The organism is Enterobacter sp. WCHEn045836, assembly GCF_003965585.1.
Taxonomy (GTDB): domain Bacteria; phylum Pseudomonadota; class Gammaproteobacteria; order Enterobacterales; family Enterobacteriaceae; genus Enterobacter; species Enterobacter dissolvens.
In genome coordinates, this window is the sequence record NZ_RXPT01000021.1 from 37,766 (window position 1) to 53,513 (window position 15,748).

The window sequence follows — 15,748 nt, forward strand, 5'->3', positions numbered from 1 at the left end:
GCGTTAGATATCCCTGTCGGAAAGCCAGTGGCTGCCCTGTAAAAATGAAAAAATAGCATCTGCGCTAATGTCCTTCGTTTGCTGAGTCGGGCTGACCATTTGATGCTGGTTTTTACCGTAACCCCCAATCAAACCAGGATCGGTCGGACCAAAAATCGTGATGTTTGGACGATCCAGCGCCGCGGTTAGATGACTTAAACCCGTATCAACGGAAACAACGGCTTTAGCTCCGGCCAGCTCAGCAGCCACTTGCGCCAGCGTGAGTTTAGGTAAAACCTCTACGTGCGAAAAACCAGCGGCCAGGCGTTCTGCACGCTGCCGCTCATGTTCAGCGCCCCACGGCAGTTTAATATGGATGCCGCAAGGTTGCATTAGTTCAATGAGCCTTCGCCAGTGCGTTTCCGGCCAGTGCTTATCATCACGCGTTGTGGCATGCAGGAAGACCAGCCAGGGCTGTGCAGATGTATCTGCATCGCGCAGAAAATGCTGCGAAATTGCGTAATCACCCTGGGTTTCCGGCTTTGCATAACCGAGGCTTTTTGCGAACAGCTCGCGGGTGCGTTCCACCGCGTGCTGCTGTTTTGCAATGTGGTGTCGACGATTATAGAACAGGCTGGCCAGCGGTTCGCGGGCGGTTTGCCAGTCCATGCCGTGCTTAACGCCGTGTGCCAGGCGCGTCACCAGCGCGGCGCTTTTGACCAGCCCCTGCGCATCAATGATCGCATCGTAACGCTGCGCCTGCACCGCATCGCGGAAGGCTTTGCGCTCGGCTTTAATCGGTGTGGAAAACCACGCTTTACGCCAGCGGCGGATGGCCACCGGGATCACGCGGTCGACTGCTTCATGCCAGGTAGGGATCTGCGCGAAGCCCTCTTCCACCACCCAGTCAAAACGAATGCCTGGAATGGCCCGCATGGCGTCCGTCAGCGACGGAAGCGTATGCAGCACATCACCCATCGAAGAGGTTTTAACGATCAATACCCGCATTCGTTATCCTTCTTCGCTCAGCAGCAGTTCGTTGAGTTCTTCGAGAACGCGCTGCGGCGTGATATCGATCAGGCTCTGGTGATACCCTTCCGCGGCATCGCCTTTTCGCACCTTATGGTAACCCGTGATCAGACGAATAACGCGCGCTTTATTTGAGAGCGGCGGCGTGAAGTCCGGGCTACTTGGACCGTACAACGCAACCAGAGGGCGGTTGAGCGCGGCGGCGACGTGCATCAGCCCGGAGTCGTTGGTGACTACGGCTTTGCAGGCAGCAAGCAGGATAACCGCCTGCTCAAGCTGGGTTTCCCCGGCCAGGTTGCGGCACCAGGCCTGCTGTTCTGTGCTGAGGGCAGCGAGGATTTCGTTCCCTGCCTCATGGTCTTTTGCCGAGCCGAACAGGACGACCTGGTAGCCTTCATCAATCAGCTGTTTTGCCAGTTCGGCGTAGTGATAGTGCGGCCAGCGTTTTGCCGGGCCGAATTCGGCACCTGGGCAAAAGCCAATCATCGGACGTTCAGAGGAAAGGCCAAACGCGTTACAGGTCTGGGATTTTTCACCCTCGCTGACCTGTAGCTGTGGCCATAGCAGCGGTTGCGGCAGGTCTTTTGCGCTGCGCATTACGCCTTTGTCGTAGGCCAGCGCCACATAGCGCTCCACCATTAATGGCCAGGCCTCTTTATCCAGCACGCGTGCGTCATTCAGCAGACCGTAGCGCATCTCACCGCGCCAGCCGGTACGGTGTGGTACGCCGGCGAAGAAGGGCACAAGCGCGGATTTAAACGAGTTGGGTAACACGTAAGCGCGGTCATAACGCTTCTCGCGCAGACTGTGGCCGAGTTTACGACGTTCGCCAATTTCCAGTGCCCCGTGGCCGAGCGGCATCGGGATGGCCTCATTCACTTCGGGCATACGCGACAACAACGGACGGCACCATGCGGGTGCCATCACGTCGATTATCGCCTGGGGATAACGCGCCTTGAGCGTGCGATAGAGACTTTGCGACATCATCATGTCGCCCACCCATGACGGGCCGATCACCAGAATTCTCATACTTACGCGTCGCGGTTCAGCCAGGCCATATATTCCGTTACGCCTTCGGCAACGGTCTTGAACGGCTTGTCATAACCCGCTGCGCGCAGGTTAGTCAGATCGGCCTGGGTGAATGCCTGGTAGCGGCCTTTCAGCTTGTCCGGAAAAGGAATGTACTCAATGCTGCCTTTCTTGTGATACGCCAGGGTTGCGTCAGCCACGGCCTGGAAGGATTCCGCGCGGCCAGTACCAAGGTTGAAAATACCGGATACCCCATTTTCCCAGAACCACAGGTTCACGGCGGCAACGTCGCCTACGTAGACGAAGTCACGCTTAAAGCCGTCGCTGCCTTCGAACAGTTTTGGACTTTCGCCGTTATTCAACTGGGTGTTCAGGTGGAACGCCACGCTCGCCATGCTGCCTTTGTGGCCTTCGCGCGGTCCGTAGACGTTAAAGTAACGGAAGCCGACAATCTGGGAGTTCGCTTCTGGCAACACCTGACGCACATACTCGTCGAAAAGGAACTTGGAGTAACCGTAAACGTTCAACGGCTGCTCATATTCGCGGGATTCAATGAAATCAGAGGTACGTCCGCCGTAGGTGGCCGCTGAAGAGGCATACAGGAACGGAATTTCACGCTCCAGACAGTAGTGAAGCAGCTCTTTAGAGTACTGATAGTTGTTGTCCATCATGTACTTGCCGTCCCACTCGGTGGTGGAAGAGCATGCCCCTTCGTGGAAGATGGCTTCGATCTCGCCGAACTCTTCACCTGCCATAATCTGGATAAGGAAGTCTTCTTTATCCATATAGTCCGCGATGTTCAGATCCACCAGGTTGACGAACTTGGTGCCGTCTTTCAGGTTGTCAACCACCAGGATGTCGGTGATGCCTTTGTCATTGAGAGCCTTAACAATATTGCTGCCGATAAAGCCCGCGCCGCCGGTAACGATGATCATAACAGTAACCTTTGAAGTGTGGAGTCCGGGGACAATCCCGGACGCTAATGGTTCTATCATATCATTAGTATGGCTGCCCTTCAGCCATTCACCGACATAGCGCAAGGGTACACGTGATTTATGCTGCAAAAACGAGAAGAGATAATGTGTCATCTCGTCATGAACTATAGGTTTGGGTAATATGTGCCGAAATTTGCCGAGTCTGGAGAATTGCAATGCGTGGTGATTTTTACAAACAGTTAAACAGCGACCTTGAGACCGCGCGTGCGGAAGGGTTGTTTAAAGAAGAGCGTATTATCACGTCTGCTCAGCAGGCGGACATCACCGTTGCCGATGGCAGCCATGTGATCAACTTTTGCGCGAACAACTACTTAGGTCTTGCGAATCACCCTGAGCTGATTGCTGCGGCGAAAAGCGGTATGGACACCCACGGTTTTGGTATGGCCTCCGTACGTTTTATCTGCGGTACGCAGGACAGCCACAAGCAGCTTGAGAAAAAGCTGGCGAACTTCTTAGGGATGGAAGACGCGATTCTGTACTCCTCCTGCTTCGACGCCAACGGCGGTCTGTTTGAGACGCTGCTGGGCGCAGAAGATGCCATTATCTCCGATGCCCTGAACCACGCTTCCATCATTGATGGTGTGCGCCTGTGTAAAGCGAAGCGCTTCCGCTATGCCAACAATGACATGGTTGAGCTGGAAGCACGCCTGAAAGAGGCGCGTGAAGCGGGGGCTCGCCATGTGCTCATCGCCACCGACGGCGTGTTCTCTATGGACGGCGTGATCGCCAACCTGAAGGGCGTGTGTGACCTGGCGGATAAATACGATGCGCTGGTGATGGTCGATGACTCGCACGCGGTCGGTTTTGTGGGTGAAAACGGTCGTGGCTCACATGAATACTGCGACGTGATGGGCCGCGTGGATATCATCACCGGTACGCTGGGCAAAGCACTGGGCGGTGCGTCCGGTGGCTATACCGCTGCGCGTAAAGAGGTGGTGGAGTGGCTGCGCCAGCGATCCCGCCCGTACCTGTTCTCCAACTCCCTCGCACCGGCGATTGTTGCCGCTTCCATCAAAGTGCTGGAGATGGTGGAGTCCGGCGCTGAGCTGCGCGACCGCCTGTGGTCCAACGCGCGTCTGTTCCGCGAGAAAATGAGCGCGGCAGGGTTTACCCTGGCCGGTGCCGATCACGCGATTATCCCGGTGATGCTGGGTGATGCTGTCGTGGCGCAGAACTTTGCCCGTGAGCTGCAGAAAGAAGGCATTTACGTGACCGGGTTCTTCTTCCCGGTCGTACCAAAAGGCCAGGCGCGTATCCGCACCCAGATGTCTGCGGCGCATTCGCCTGAACAAATTGAACGTGCGGTGGAAGCCTTTACCCGCATCGGCAAACAGCTGGGCGTAATTGCCTGAGGACGTGTGATGAAAGCGTTATCCAAACTGAAAGCGGAAGAAGGGATTTGGATGACCGACGTGCCGGAGCCGGAAGTCGGTCATAACGATCTGCTGATCAAAATTCGTAAAACCGCTATTTGCGGCACTGACGTTCATATCTACAACTGGGACCAGTGGTCGCAAAAAACCATTCCGGTACCAATGGTTGTCGGCCATGAATATGTCGGCGAAGTGGTGGGCATCGGTCAGGAAGTCAAAGGTTTCAAAATTGGCGACCGCGTCTCGGGTGAAGGTCATATTACCTGCGGTCACTGCCGTAACTGCCGCGGTGGGCGTACGCACCTGTGCCGTAATACCATTGGCGTAGGTGTGAATCGTCCGGGCTGCTTCGCGGAATATCTGGTGATCCCGGCTTTCAACGCGTTCAAAATCCCGGACAATATCTCTGACGATCTGGCCTCCATCTTTGATCCATTCGGCAACGCGGTACACACAGCGCTCTCTTTCGACCTGGTTGGCGAAGATGTGCTGGTCTCCGGCGCGGGCCCTATCGGGATTATGGCCGCTGCGGTGGCGAAGCACGTGGGTGCGCGTAACGTCGTGATCACCGACGTGAACGAATACCGTCTGTCGCTGGCACGTAAAATGGGCGTTACCCGCGCGGTGGACGTCTCTAAGGAGAGCCTGACCGACGTGATGGAAGAGCTGGGCATGACTGAAGGCTTCGATGTTGGACTGGAGATGTCCGGTGCGCCACCGGCGTTCCGTACCATGCTTGACACCATGAACCACGGCGGTCGTATCGCGATGCTGGGTATTCCGCCGTCAGATATGTCTATCGACTGGAATAAAGTGATCTTCAAGGGGCTGTTCATTAAAGGCATCTATGGCCGTGAAATGTTCGAAACCTGGTATAAGATGGCGGCATTAATTCAGTCTGGTCTGGATCTGTCCCCGATTATTACACATCGTTTCTCGATTGATGATTTCCAGAAAGGCTTTGATGCGATGCGTTCTGGTCAATCAGGGAAAGTTATTCTGAGCTGGGATTAAACCCACCAGCTGGCACCCGTATCAACGGGTGCCAGTGCTATTTTTGGTAGTTTGACTTTTCGGATTTTTCTTGTTATTTTTCAATTAATTACCACTCTTTCTTCTCCGCGCTTTTATTAAGAATAATTACGTCAGGAAGACACTGTCAGGCTCGTCAAAATATTATGTCTACACACCTTTCGCTGAAGTTAATTGATACAACTTCACGGTTTACTTCTTTTTTAAATCTGGTCATTTCTCTTTTAATATTTATTACTATAAATATTTTACACACCCGATATAATTTAGTCATTAACAGAACATTTGTTTTCCTGTTGATGTTGTTGATGCTGAAGTGCATAGACAATAAATTAATTCGCAATGTGCTGGCGATTGTACTTCTCATTCCAGTTGCGGCAGATATTTCTCTCCAGCTATACGCATGGAGAAATTTCGATTCCGCATTCAGTTATGGGTTTGCAATGAGCATAATTCACGCCACACCGGATGAAGCAAGTTCAATGCTCAGCCTGTACTGGCGCGAATGTATTATTTTTATCACACTCTCTGCTTTTTTTATTTACACCGCAAATATGGGCGCATGGCCTGTTGCACCACGTTTTCGTCGCTGGCCTGCCATTGTGCTTGGTATAACGTTGTTGGCTTTCTATGGTCAGGCTTTACAGCATCAGCTACGGAAAAGTAGCGTCGAAAGTCTGGCGCAGCGCGTGGTTCAGGCGACGCCAGTCAGTACGGCAAAAGTATTTATGCAGGCTATGGAAGATAACGCAGTCATTGCCAATATCGGTAACAATATTCCCGATTACAGGCTCACGTTTTCGGATACCGGTATTGAGAACTATGTGCTGGTCATCGGTGAGTCTGAGCGAGCGGCGAATATGGGGATCTATGGTTATCAACGAGATACAACGCCAGAGCTGGAAAAACAGAAATCGCAACTTTTACTGTTCCGTAACGCTGTAGCGCCAGCACCGGTCACGATTATGGCCGTACCGTTGGCCATGACCGCTGATAAAGTGAATATTCGCGATCCGAAAAATTATGGTGATAATGTTATAAATATTGCCAATAAAGCGGGCTATGACACTTATTGGTTTAGTCATCAGGGTAAAGGTGGGGCGCATAACAACGTCATCACCGGAATTGCCATGAATACGAAACAGCATGAATGGCTCGAAGGCGGTTACGATGAAGATCTGCTGCCTTTGCTGCTGAATGCATTAAAAGCTCCAGGCAAAAAAGTGATCGTCTTGCATCTCTATGGCAGTCATGAACCTTCCTGTACGCGCTTTCCGGCAAACCAGGCGGTGTTACAGGGTGATAATGAGGCTGATGACTGTTATGACAACTCTGTGCGGTATACAGACACATTGATGGGCAAGATGTTTAGCATGCTGGAAAATTCGCGTTCTTCGGTCATGTATTTTTCCGATCATGGTTTGATTCGTGATCCGCAGCGCGCTGTCGTTTACTCTCATGGTAATGTGCATCCGCCCCGAGAGGCTCTGCATATCCCTGTGTTTATCTGGTATGGGCAACAGGTTGATCAAGATAAGCAATACACCGGTGACTACAATACTGTCTGGTCTGCTGATGATGTGAACACGCTTGCTGAACTGTGGTTGGGGATCCATCGCCAGGGTCAACCTGTCCAGTCTGTACAATCCTGGCTTGCCGGTTATGATAAGAATGTCTCAGTACTGGATACTACAGGCAAGACCTATTACTGGAGCAATTTACATTAATCCGGACGCGTTAAATGAATGATATTGGTTGTATCCTCTGTCAATAACCGGAACGCAAAGCAATAAAAAGGGGCCTGAGGCCCCTTTATTAGTTAAAGGAATTATCCTGACTAAGTTTACTCAGTACTTTTGACGAAATATCATCAATATTAATTTTATTTTGGCGCTTATCATAAATCAGCTGCTCCGAGTTCTTACCAACAGGTGCGAAAATTGTATTGCCCTCAAAGTTTTTATTATGATCCAGCAGCATCGAAAAATAGACGGCAATAAGTTTTTTGTCATAAGCACAGGCGATATGAACGATAGCCGTATCCACGGAAACCACCAAATCGGCTTTTTTGATGAGTGTGATGGCATCCCAAAGCGATTTAAAACGGCAAACAGTAATTTTCTCATCATCGAAGGTAAGATCTGCCAGTTTTTTACCTTCACCAATGATAAAGACTTGAGTATCCGGGTGTTGTGCAATCTCATTCGCCAGTTTCTCCAGTTGAGGTAGCGAAAGACTGCGTTCCGCAACGCTCGCGAATGGGTTAAGCACAACGATCTTTTTCCCTTCATGCGGTTGTAGATAATTGTCTATAAAATCCTCATGTTCGGGCAAAACAGGTAAGGAGTAGCTGAGGAGTGCTGGCTTAACGTTCAATGCGTTAAGTATTTTGTTTTGGGGATGGGTTATATGAAACTCAGGACTAACGGGTAACATTAAGTTATAAGGTTTATCCAACCAGCCACCAAATCCAATCGCATATTTATAATGGATCTTAGCTAAAATTTGGGTGTTAAATAATTCCTTCCTTTTCATCCAGGAATAATGGCTTATCACCAGATCTGTCTCGATGTCTTTCATTATCTCGATATTGTTGATATCAACAACATAAACTTCATCAATGTACACCATCTTTTCGAAGAGATCGCGATTTCGCTCTTCAACAATCACCTGAAGTTGATAGCCTGCATCTTTCAGGTTACGCCAGGTTCCTGTGTGGCATACCGCATCGCCAATTCCAAGATCAACGAAAGGGAAAAGGATTTTCTTAATGCTGGAAACGTCAATTTTTTCTTGTCGCTTATCCTGTAGTTGTCGCGATAATGAAAGCAACTTTAACCGTCTTTTTAACTCTTTCGTTTTATAGTTCCGCTGCCTGTTAATTTCCTTTAAATAACCAATTATTTTTTTCATAACCACGCTGAACCAAATTAAGCATTTTACTGTGGGTAGTATAATCTTAATGCCAACGAAAAGGAATGACTGCGGGAATAGAGAAGTGAGATAAGTATTTTGCTATTAGTAAACAATAAGTTAATGAATCTTCTCACTCTGTGAGTTCGGTCATCCTTTCTGAGGTGACTAACGTGTTATAGAGTTTTTTATTGACCAAAGTGAACCTTGCCAGCTTTTTCATAAAAAATAACAAAATAAGGTACAGATTCGGAAGTGACAATAGTGTTAGCTGGCACTATCTTGTCAGGAGTGACTTGACTGAGTTCAGGAGACCACATGTTTAAACTAACCGTATGTCTTTTGACATACAACTCTGCTCGCTTGTTACATAAGGTTTTAACTCCGTTAATGAGTATTGCAGATGAGTTTATTGTTGTAGATTCTGGTAGTTCAGATGAGACGTTAGTTATCCTTCAGGAATATGCTATTACGCCAATATTTCATCCATATGCAATGCACGGTGAGCAGATGAATATTGCTATTTCCCGGTCATCGAACGACTGGGTGTTATGTATGGACAGTGACGAAATACTTGATGAAGACACCGTTCAGTATATCCTGGCGTTAAAGTCTGGAGAGGAGCCACCTGCGGATTACGGCTGGAGCCTGTCACGCTACTGGTATGTCTTAGGCGAGAGAACGCGAACCATTTATCCGATTTCTTCTCCAGATTTCCCTTTAAGATTGTTCAACCGCCAGCATGTCAGATTTAACAATCGACCAGTGGATGATAAGGCGATAGGTGCGGTGCGGGTGACGCGCATACCAGGCCATGTCAGGCACGACACATTTTATTCCCTGCATGAAGTGTTTAATAAGCTAAATGTCTATACCACCCGGGTCGTAAAATATCAGACGCTCAGGCCATCAATCGCACGTGGTGTGGTGAGTGCTATTGGGGCTTTCTTTAAATGGTATTTGTTTAGTGGGGCATGGCGGCAGGGAAAAGTTGGGGTGGTAACGGGTCTCTATGCCACCTTGTACAGTTTTTTAAAATATTTCAAAGCCTGGTATCAGTATCAGGATGAACGGGAGTCCGCCGCCCGGGAACATACGGACTCTCACTTTATAAAATAGTTATGCTTTTTTACCCCATCCCTGCCACTGCTGCTGGACGTATTTCACCAGCGTGCTATTGCTCACGCTTTCACCAATCACAGAGAAGAACCGGGTCGCATAAACCGGTTCAGGGGCTTGTTTCGGCACACAGCGTTTTACGCCGCGGAACGGGTTACGCGGCGTTGATGACCCAGGTTTCCCCTGGTTCGGCGTCGACGTATCAACCTGTGGTTCGTTCAGAAGATCGCTCGGACGCACCAGCGTGATATCCGAAGGCAAGGTTGGCAGCATTTGCTGCAGGACGCGAACGGTAGACGGGTGAGGGTGGCCAATGGCAATCGCCGAGCCATTGCGGCGGGCCAGCTGTACGGCGCGATTAAACTGCATGCGAATGTCTGCTTCGTTCTGCGTATCGTCAAGGAACACCTTGCGCTTGATCACCTTCACACCTGTTCCCTGCGCGGCACGCATCGCCTGACTGTTGCCGATGGTCATGCTGTCGAGGAAATAGAGGTTGTAACGCTCCAGCGCCTGCATCACTTTGAGCATCCCGTACAGGCTGGATGTCATCGCGCTACCCATATGGTTGTTTAACCCCACGGCATACGGCACTTTGTTGTATGCGTCGCGGATGATGCGATCGATCTCATCGCTGCTCATCTCCGGGCGCAGGGTATCTTTTTCCAGCGGTTGTTTGCTGATGGGGGCCATCGGCAGATGGATCAGCACCTGATGGCCGCTGTTGTGGGCCTTGGTCGCCATCTCACGTGCATGTGGCGCATTGGGGAGGACGGCGACAGAAATGGCCGCCGGCATCGCCAGCACCTGATTTTCGTAGTGAGGACGATAACCGAAGTCATCAATCACAATGGCGAGTTTACCGGCGTAAACCGGTGCAGCCAGCGCCAGTGCGCTGGCGACGGAGAGAACAATTCGACGAAATTGAAGCAAAACTTATCTTCCCAACCACGGCTGTGGATTGACCGCCTGACCCTGGCGACGAATTTCGAAATAGAGTGACGGGCGGCCCTGACCGCCACTGCTGCCCACAAGGGCGATGGGTTGACCCGCGCGCACCTGAGTGCCAACGCTGACCAGTGCGCTCTGGTTGTAGCCGTAGAGGCTCATGTCGCCTTTACCGTGCTCAACCACCACCACAAGCCCGTAACCCTGCAGCCAGTCGGCCAGGATCACGCGGCCATCGGCGATGGCTTTCACTTCGCTACCTTCAGACGCACCGATCACTATCCCTTTCCAACGTAGTTCACCCTGCAGCTGTTCGCCATAACGATGCAGAATTGAACCGCGAACGGGCCAGTAAGCCTGACCACGAGGGGAGCCCAGGCCACCGGTTCGTGACATCAGCGAGCGTTCGCTTTCGCTTGGTTTATAGGTCGTGCCTTTACGGGAGGCTTCCTGCTGCTTATCGCGCACGGCCTGCGCCTCGCGCGCCTCTTTTTCGGCGCGCGCTTTTGCTGCCGCTTCCGCACGGGCGATGCTGTTACGCAGCTTCGATTCGTTGGCGCGCATTTCGCTCAGCTGGCTCTGACCCGCCTGAATGGAGGACTCGAGGCCGGAAAGGGTTTTCTTACGCTCGTTGCGGGCCTGTTCGAGCTTCGCTTGCTGGGCCTGCTGTTCGTAGAGCAGCGTCTGCTGCTGGCTCTGCTTCTCTTCCAGTTCGGCTTTTTGCGTGGTGACCTCTTCGCGCGTCTGTTTCAGCTGCGCGATAGTCTCCTGACGCGCCTGGTTCAGATAGCCAAAGTAAGCCTGCAGGCGCTGCCCGCGCTGGCTCTCTTCGCCGCTGAGGATCAGCTGAAGGCCGGTGTGTTCACCCTGGCGGAATGCGGCATCAAGCTGTGCCGCAAGATTACGTTCCTGCGCATCGCGTTGACGTTCCAGTTTGGCAATCGACGCGTTCATCTCGTCGATCTGTTTATTCAACTGGGCGAGGGTGTTTTGTGTTTCGCGGAGCTTGCGTGCGGCGGCGGAGATCGCCTCTTCCTGCTGCTTAAGCTGAGCAAGCAGCGACGCGCGTTGCTGTTGTTGCTGACGTACCGCACGCTCTTTGGCGGCGATATCAGCCTGAATGGATTTCAGCTGGTCGCGATCATCCGCGTGGGCGGATGCGGCGCACAGCAATACGCCAGCGCTGAGTGCGCTGGCGTAAAACAGAGGTCTGACTGATAACCTAAGCGGCTTCACGACCCATGTGATTGAAAAAATCGCCTTTCCCCTCATGGGGAGCGATTATTCCACGATGAACAGCGGCTTACCAGTCATCTCTTCAGGGATCGGCATACCCATCAGCGACAACATGGTTGGCGCGATGTCAGAAAGCTTGCCGCCTTCCACTGCTTTCAGTGCTTTATCACCTACATAAATCAGCGGAACCGGCAGGTTGGTGTGGGCCGTATGCGCCTGGCCTGTTGCCGGGTCGCGCATCTGTTCTGCGTTACCGTGGTCAGCGGTAATCAACAGTTGGCCGCCAACGGATTCAACGGCTTTGGCAACCTGCTCAACGCAGTGGTCCAGCGCTTCAACCGCTTTAATCGCCGCTTCCATCACCCCGGTATGACCCACCATGTCACCGTTCGGGTAGTTACAGATGATGGTGTCGTATTTGCCGCTAACGATTGCCGCAACCAGTTTTTCGGTCAGTTCCGCAGAGCTCATCTCTGGCTGCAGGTCATAGGTAGCGACTTTTGGTGAATTAATCAGAATGCGATCTTCGCCTTTGAACGGCTCTTCAACACCGCCGTTGAAGAAGAAGGTGACGTGGGCATATTTCTCGGTTTCGGAGATACGCAACTGCGTCTTATCGTTTTTCGCCATCCACTCACCGAAGGTATTGGCCAGTGAAGCCGGCGGGTAAGCACATGGGGCGTTAATGTCAGCGGCGTACTCGGTCAGCTGGATGAAGTTGATATTCACCGCTTTCTTACGGGTAAAACCGTCGAAATCGCTGTTGACGAATGCACGGGTGATTTCACGCGCACGGTCAGCACGGAAGTTCATGAAGATCAGCGCGTCGCCATCTTCCATGGCGGCATCAGCCTGGCCTTCTGCGCGAATAACGGTCGCTTTCACGAATTCGTCGTTTTCATCGCGTGCATACGCGGCTTCAAGGCCTTCAACGGCAGTCGCGAACTGGAACTCACCTTTAGCCAGCGTCATCAGATCATAGGCCTGTTCCACACGATCCCAGCGATTATCACGATCCATGGCGTAGTAGCGACCAATGATAGACGCCACGCGGCCTTTGCCCAGGGCGGCAAATTTTTCTTCGAAGGCTTTGAGCGAACCTTTAGCGCTGCGCGGTGGCGTATCGCGGCCATCCAGGAACGCGTGCAGGTAAATTTTTTCCGCACCGCGCTCAGCGGCCAGTTCAACCATCGCCATAATATGATCTTCATGGCTGTGAACGCCGCCAGCAGAGAGCAGACCCATGATATGAACGGCTTTGCCTGCGGCAACGGCTTTATCCACCGCACCACACAGCACAGGGTTGGCGAAGAAGGTACGTTCTTTGATTTCAACATCCAGACGCGTCAGATCCTGATAGACGATACGCCCGGCGCCCAGGTTGACGTGACCCACTTCAGAGTTACCCATCTGACGGTCTGGCAGACCCACTTCCAGGCCGGATGCATCAATCAGGGTGTGGGGACGTTTTGCCCACAGCGCATCCATAACCGGGGTTTTAGCGTTGAAAATGGCGTTATCCTGTTGGTCTTCACGGTAGCCATAGCCATCCAGAATCACCAGTACCATAGGTTTTTTAGAAACCGACATTGCGACAACCTCATGCTCAAGAGTCAAAATTTGCGTAATTTTACTACAGCTGAATCGATCAAATAGCCGCAGAAGATCAAAGAAAGGGCAGGGGCAAGATGCTTCTCCGACCATTTTGAGGCATTTTTTTAGGTGGCATGCCGCAGAAAATGGATTAGCTTAGGGTCGCTGGCTGTATTTGCCACAACGCACAGGTATACTCCTGTCCTGGTTTTTTTAATCACTAAGTCGGGAGTAGTTACCCTCCATGCAAGAAATTATGCAATTCGTTAGCCGCCATCCGGTTCTGAGCATCGCGTGGATTGGCCTGCTGGCCGCTGTGCTGTTCACCACATTTAAGGGCCTGACGTCTAAGATTAAGGTTATCACCCGTGGTGAAGCGACGCGTCTGATTAACAAAGAAGATGCCGTCGTGGTCGATCTGCGTCAGCGTGACGATTTCCGCAAAGGGCACATTGCAGGCGCTATTAACCTGCTGCCAGCTGAAATCAAAGCGAACAACGTGGGCGAGCTTGAGAAGCATAAAGCCCAGCCGATTATCGTTGTTGACGGTACCGGCATGCAGGCGCAGGAATCTGCCAGCCTGCTGCATAAAGCAGGCTTCGAAAACGTATCTGTGCTGAAAGAAGGCATTTCCGGCTGGAGCGGAGAAAACCTTCCTTTGGTGCGCGGTAAATAAGGAGTTCAGTGATGGCCAATATCGAGATCTACACCAAAGCGACCTGCCCGTTCTGTCACCGTGCGAAAGCGCTGCTGAACAGCAAAGGCGTAACGTTCCAGGAACTGCCGATCGATGGTGACGCGATTAAACGCGAAGAGATGATTCAACGTAGTGGTCGCACGACGGTTCCGCAGATTTTTATTGATGCGCAGCACATTGGCGGCTGTGATGACTTGTATGCGCTCGACGCCCGTGGTGGACTCGATCCCCTGCTGAGCTAAGAGACTTTAGGACAATTAAAAAGGGTTTTTCCATGTCAGAACAAAACAACACCGAAATGACTTTCCAGATCCAGCGTATCTACACCAAGGATGTCTCTTTCGAAGCGCCAAATGCGCCACACGTTTTCCAGAAAGATTGGCAGCCAGAGGTTAAACTTGATCTGGATACCGCATCAACCCAGCTGGCTGATGACGTGTATGAAGTCGTACTGCGTGTGACCGTAACCGCCTCTCTGGGTGAAGAAACTGCATTCCTGTGTGAAGTACAGCAGGGCGGTATCTTCTCCATCGGCGGTATTGAAGGCAACCAGATGGCGCATTGCCTGGGTGCATACTGCCCGAACATCCTGTTCCCGTATGCGCGTGAATGCATCACCAGCCTGGTTTCTCGCGGTACATTCCCGCAACTGAACCTTGCGCCAGTTAACTTTGATGCGCTGTTCATGAACTATCTGCAGCAGCAGGCTGGCGAAGGTGCTGAACAACATCAGGATGCCTGATGAGCACTGTTAATGCGTCAATGACTGTGATCGGTGCCGGCTCTTACGGCACCGCTCTTGCCATCACGCTGGCAAGAAATGGTCACGAGGTGGTCCTGTGGGGCCACGACCCAAAACATATCGCAACGCTGCAGCACGACCGCTGCAACGTGGCGTTCCTTCCTGACGTTCCGTTCCCTGACTCCCTGCACCTGGAAAGCGACCTTGCGACCGCGCTGGCGGCCAGCCGCAATATTCTGATTGTGGTGCCGAGCCATGTGTTTGGCGACGTGCTACAGCAGATCAAGCCGCTGATGCGCCCGGATGCACGCATTGTGTGGGCGACGAAAGGGCTGGAAGCCGAAACCGGTCGTCTTCTGCAGGACGTTGCCCGCGAAGTGCTGGGCGAGGAGATCCCGCTGGCGGTTATCTCCGGTCCAACCTTTGCCAAAGAGCTGGCCGCAGGCCTGCCGACAGCGATCTCGCTGGCCTCCACGGATCCTGCCTTTGCGGACGATCTTCAGCACCTGCTGCACTGCGGCAAGAGTTTCCGCGTCTACAGCAACCCCGATTTTATCGGCGTGCAGCTGGGCGGCGCGGTGAAGAACGTGATCGCAATAGGCGCAGGGATGTCCGATGGCATCGGCTTTGGCGCAAACGCACGTACTGCGCTGATCACCCGTGGGTTAACCGAGATGTCTCGTCTCGGGGCGGCACTGGGTGCCGATCCGGCCACCTTTATGGGGATGGCGGGTTTAGGCGATCTGGTGCTGACCTGTACCGACAATCAGTCGCGTAACCGCCGCTTTGGCATGATGCTCGGTCAGGGTATGGATGTAAAAGGCGCGCAGGAGAAGATTGGACAGGTGGTTGAAGGCTACCGCAATACCAAAGAAGTCCGCGAATTGGCGCACCGTTTTGGTGTCGAAATGCCAATAACCGAGGAAATTTATCAGGTATTGTATTGCGGAAAAAATGCGCGCGAGGCAGCATTGACCTTATTAGGTCGTGCGCGCAAGGACGAGCGCAGCAGTAACTAGTCGGAACCATTGTCACCTGAATGACCCAGCCAGCGCAGAACTGG

At 52.2% G+C, this 15,748-nt stretch carries 15 protein-coding genes; 8 read left to right on the forward strand and 7 right to left on the reverse strand.

Annotated features, from left to right (window positions below):
• Positions 1-3: 3 nt before the first annotated feature.
• Genes rfaC through rfaD form a run of 3 tightly spaced genes read right to left on the reverse strand, consistent with a single transcriptional unit; the run spans position 4 to position 2,972 of the window.
• On the reverse strand, positions 4-987 hold the full coding sequence (rfaC, locus tag EKN38_RS21915) for a lipopolysaccharide heptosyltransferase RfaC (RefSeq protein ID WP_014830162.1): 984 nt from the start codon (positions 985-987) through the stop codon (positions 4-6).
• Positions 988-990: 3 nt separating this feature from the next.
• The gene (gene rfaF / locus EKN38_RS21920; protein WP_014830163.1) at positions 991-2,037 is read right to left on the reverse strand and encodes an ADP-heptose--LPS heptosyltransferase RfaF; all 1,047 of its coding nucleotides are present in this window, start codon (positions 2,035-2,037) and stop codon (positions 991-993) included.
• A gap of 2 nt (positions 2,038-2,039) precedes the next feature.
• Complete coding sequence (gene rfaD / locus EKN38_RS21925) at positions 2,040-2,972, reverse strand: ADP-glyceromanno-heptose 6-epimerase (RefSeq protein WP_013094908.1); 933 nt, start codon at positions 2,970-2,972, stop codon at positions 2,040-2,042.
• 215 nt (positions 2,973-3,187) lie between these two features.
• Here rfaD and kbl point away from each other — a divergent pair, with 215 nt between their 5' ends.
• From kbl to EKN38_RS21940, 3 genes are all read left to right on the forward strand, one after another.
• On the forward strand, positions 3,188-4,384 hold the full coding sequence (kbl, locus tag EKN38_RS21930; protein ID WP_013094909.1) for a glycine C-acetyltransferase: 1,197 nt from the start codon (positions 3,188-3,190) through the stop codon (positions 4,382-4,384).
• 9 nt (positions 4,385-4,393) lie between these two features.
• Positions 4,394-5,419 carry an L-threonine 3-dehydrogenase gene (tdh, locus tag EKN38_RS21935; protein WP_014830164.1) on the forward strand — a complete coding sequence of 342 codons (1,026 nt, stop codon included), beginning with the start codon at positions 4,394-4,396 and terminating at the stop codon, positions 5,417-5,419.
• Between the two features lie 164 nt (positions 5,420-5,583).
• Positions 5,584-7,164, forward strand: a complete 1,581-nt coding sequence (locus EKN38_RS21940) for a phosphoethanolamine transferase (RefSeq protein ID WP_126522697.1) — start codon at positions 5,584-5,586, stop codon at positions 7,162-7,164.
• 88 nt (positions 7,165-7,252) lie between these two features.
• Here the strand turns inward: EKN38_RS21940 and EKN38_RS21945 are convergent, their stop codons facing one another.
• Entirely contained in the window at positions 7,253-8,350 is a 1,098-nt protein-coding gene (locus EKN38_RS21945) for a glycosyltransferase family 9 protein (protein ID WP_014830166.1), read from the reverse strand.
• A gap of 318 nt (positions 8,351-8,668) precedes the next feature.
• Here EKN38_RS21945 and EKN38_RS21950 point away from each other — a divergent pair, with 318 nt between their 5' ends.
• Positions 8,669-9,469: a glycosyltransferase family 2 protein gene (locus EKN38_RS21950; RefSeq protein WP_014830167.1), complete on the forward strand. Its 801-nt coding sequence runs from the start codon at positions 8,669-8,671 to the stop codon at positions 9,467-9,469.
• Here EKN38_RS21950 and EKN38_RS21955 read toward each other — a convergent pair whose 3' ends face one another.
• The 3 genes from EKN38_RS21955 to gpmM are packed head-to-tail and all read right to left on the reverse strand — an operon-like array spanning position 9,470 to position 13,243.
• Positions 9,470-10,402, reverse strand: coding sequence for a divergent polysaccharide deacetylase family protein (locus EKN38_RS21955; protein WP_014830168.1), 933 nt, complete (start codon positions 10,400-10,402; stop codon positions 9,470-9,472).
• Between the two features lie 3 nt (positions 10,403-10,405).
• Positions 10,406-11,665: a murein hydrolase activator EnvC gene (gene envC, locus EKN38_RS21960; RefSeq protein WP_229692898.1), complete on the reverse strand. Its 1,260-nt coding sequence runs from the start codon at positions 11,663-11,665 to the stop codon at positions 10,406-10,408.
• Positions 11,666-11,698: 33 nt separating this feature from the next.
• On the reverse strand, positions 11,699-13,243 hold the full coding sequence (gene gpmM, locus EKN38_RS21965; RefSeq protein WP_014830170.1) for a 2,3-bisphosphoglycerate-independent phosphoglycerate mutase: 1,545 nt from the start codon (positions 13,241-13,243) through the stop codon (positions 11,699-11,701).
• Positions 13,244-13,490: 247 nt separating this feature from the next.
• On the opposite strand from gpmM, the gene EKN38_RS21970 reads away from it, so the two are divergent.
• The 4 genes from EKN38_RS21970 to gpsA are packed head-to-tail and all read left to right on the forward strand — an operon-like array spanning position 13,491 to position 15,704.
• The gene (locus EKN38_RS21970) at positions 13,491-13,922 is read left to right on the forward strand and encodes a rhodanese-like domain-containing protein (protein ID WP_013094920.1); all 432 of its coding nucleotides are present in this window, start codon (positions 13,491-13,493) and stop codon (positions 13,920-13,922) included.
• 11 nt (positions 13,923-13,933) lie between these two features.
• Positions 13,934-14,185, forward strand: a complete 252-nt coding sequence (gene grxC / locus EKN38_RS21975) for a glutaredoxin 3 (RefSeq protein WP_010426371.1) — start codon at positions 13,934-13,936, stop codon at positions 14,183-14,185.
• Between the two features lie 32 nt (positions 14,186-14,217).
• Positions 14,218-14,685, forward strand: a complete 468-nt coding sequence (gene secB, locus EKN38_RS21980; RefSeq protein WP_003860835.1) for a protein-export chaperone SecB — start codon at positions 14,218-14,220, stop codon at positions 14,683-14,685.
• On the forward strand, positions 14,685-15,704 hold the full coding sequence (gene gpsA, locus EKN38_RS21985) for an NAD(P)H-dependent glycerol-3-phosphate dehydrogenase (RefSeq protein WP_014830171.1): 1,020 nt from the start codon (positions 14,685-14,687) through the stop codon (positions 15,702-15,704). Before secB ends, gpsA begins: the two co-directional genes overlap by 1 nt.
• Positions 15,705-15,748: the final 44 nt, after the last annotated feature.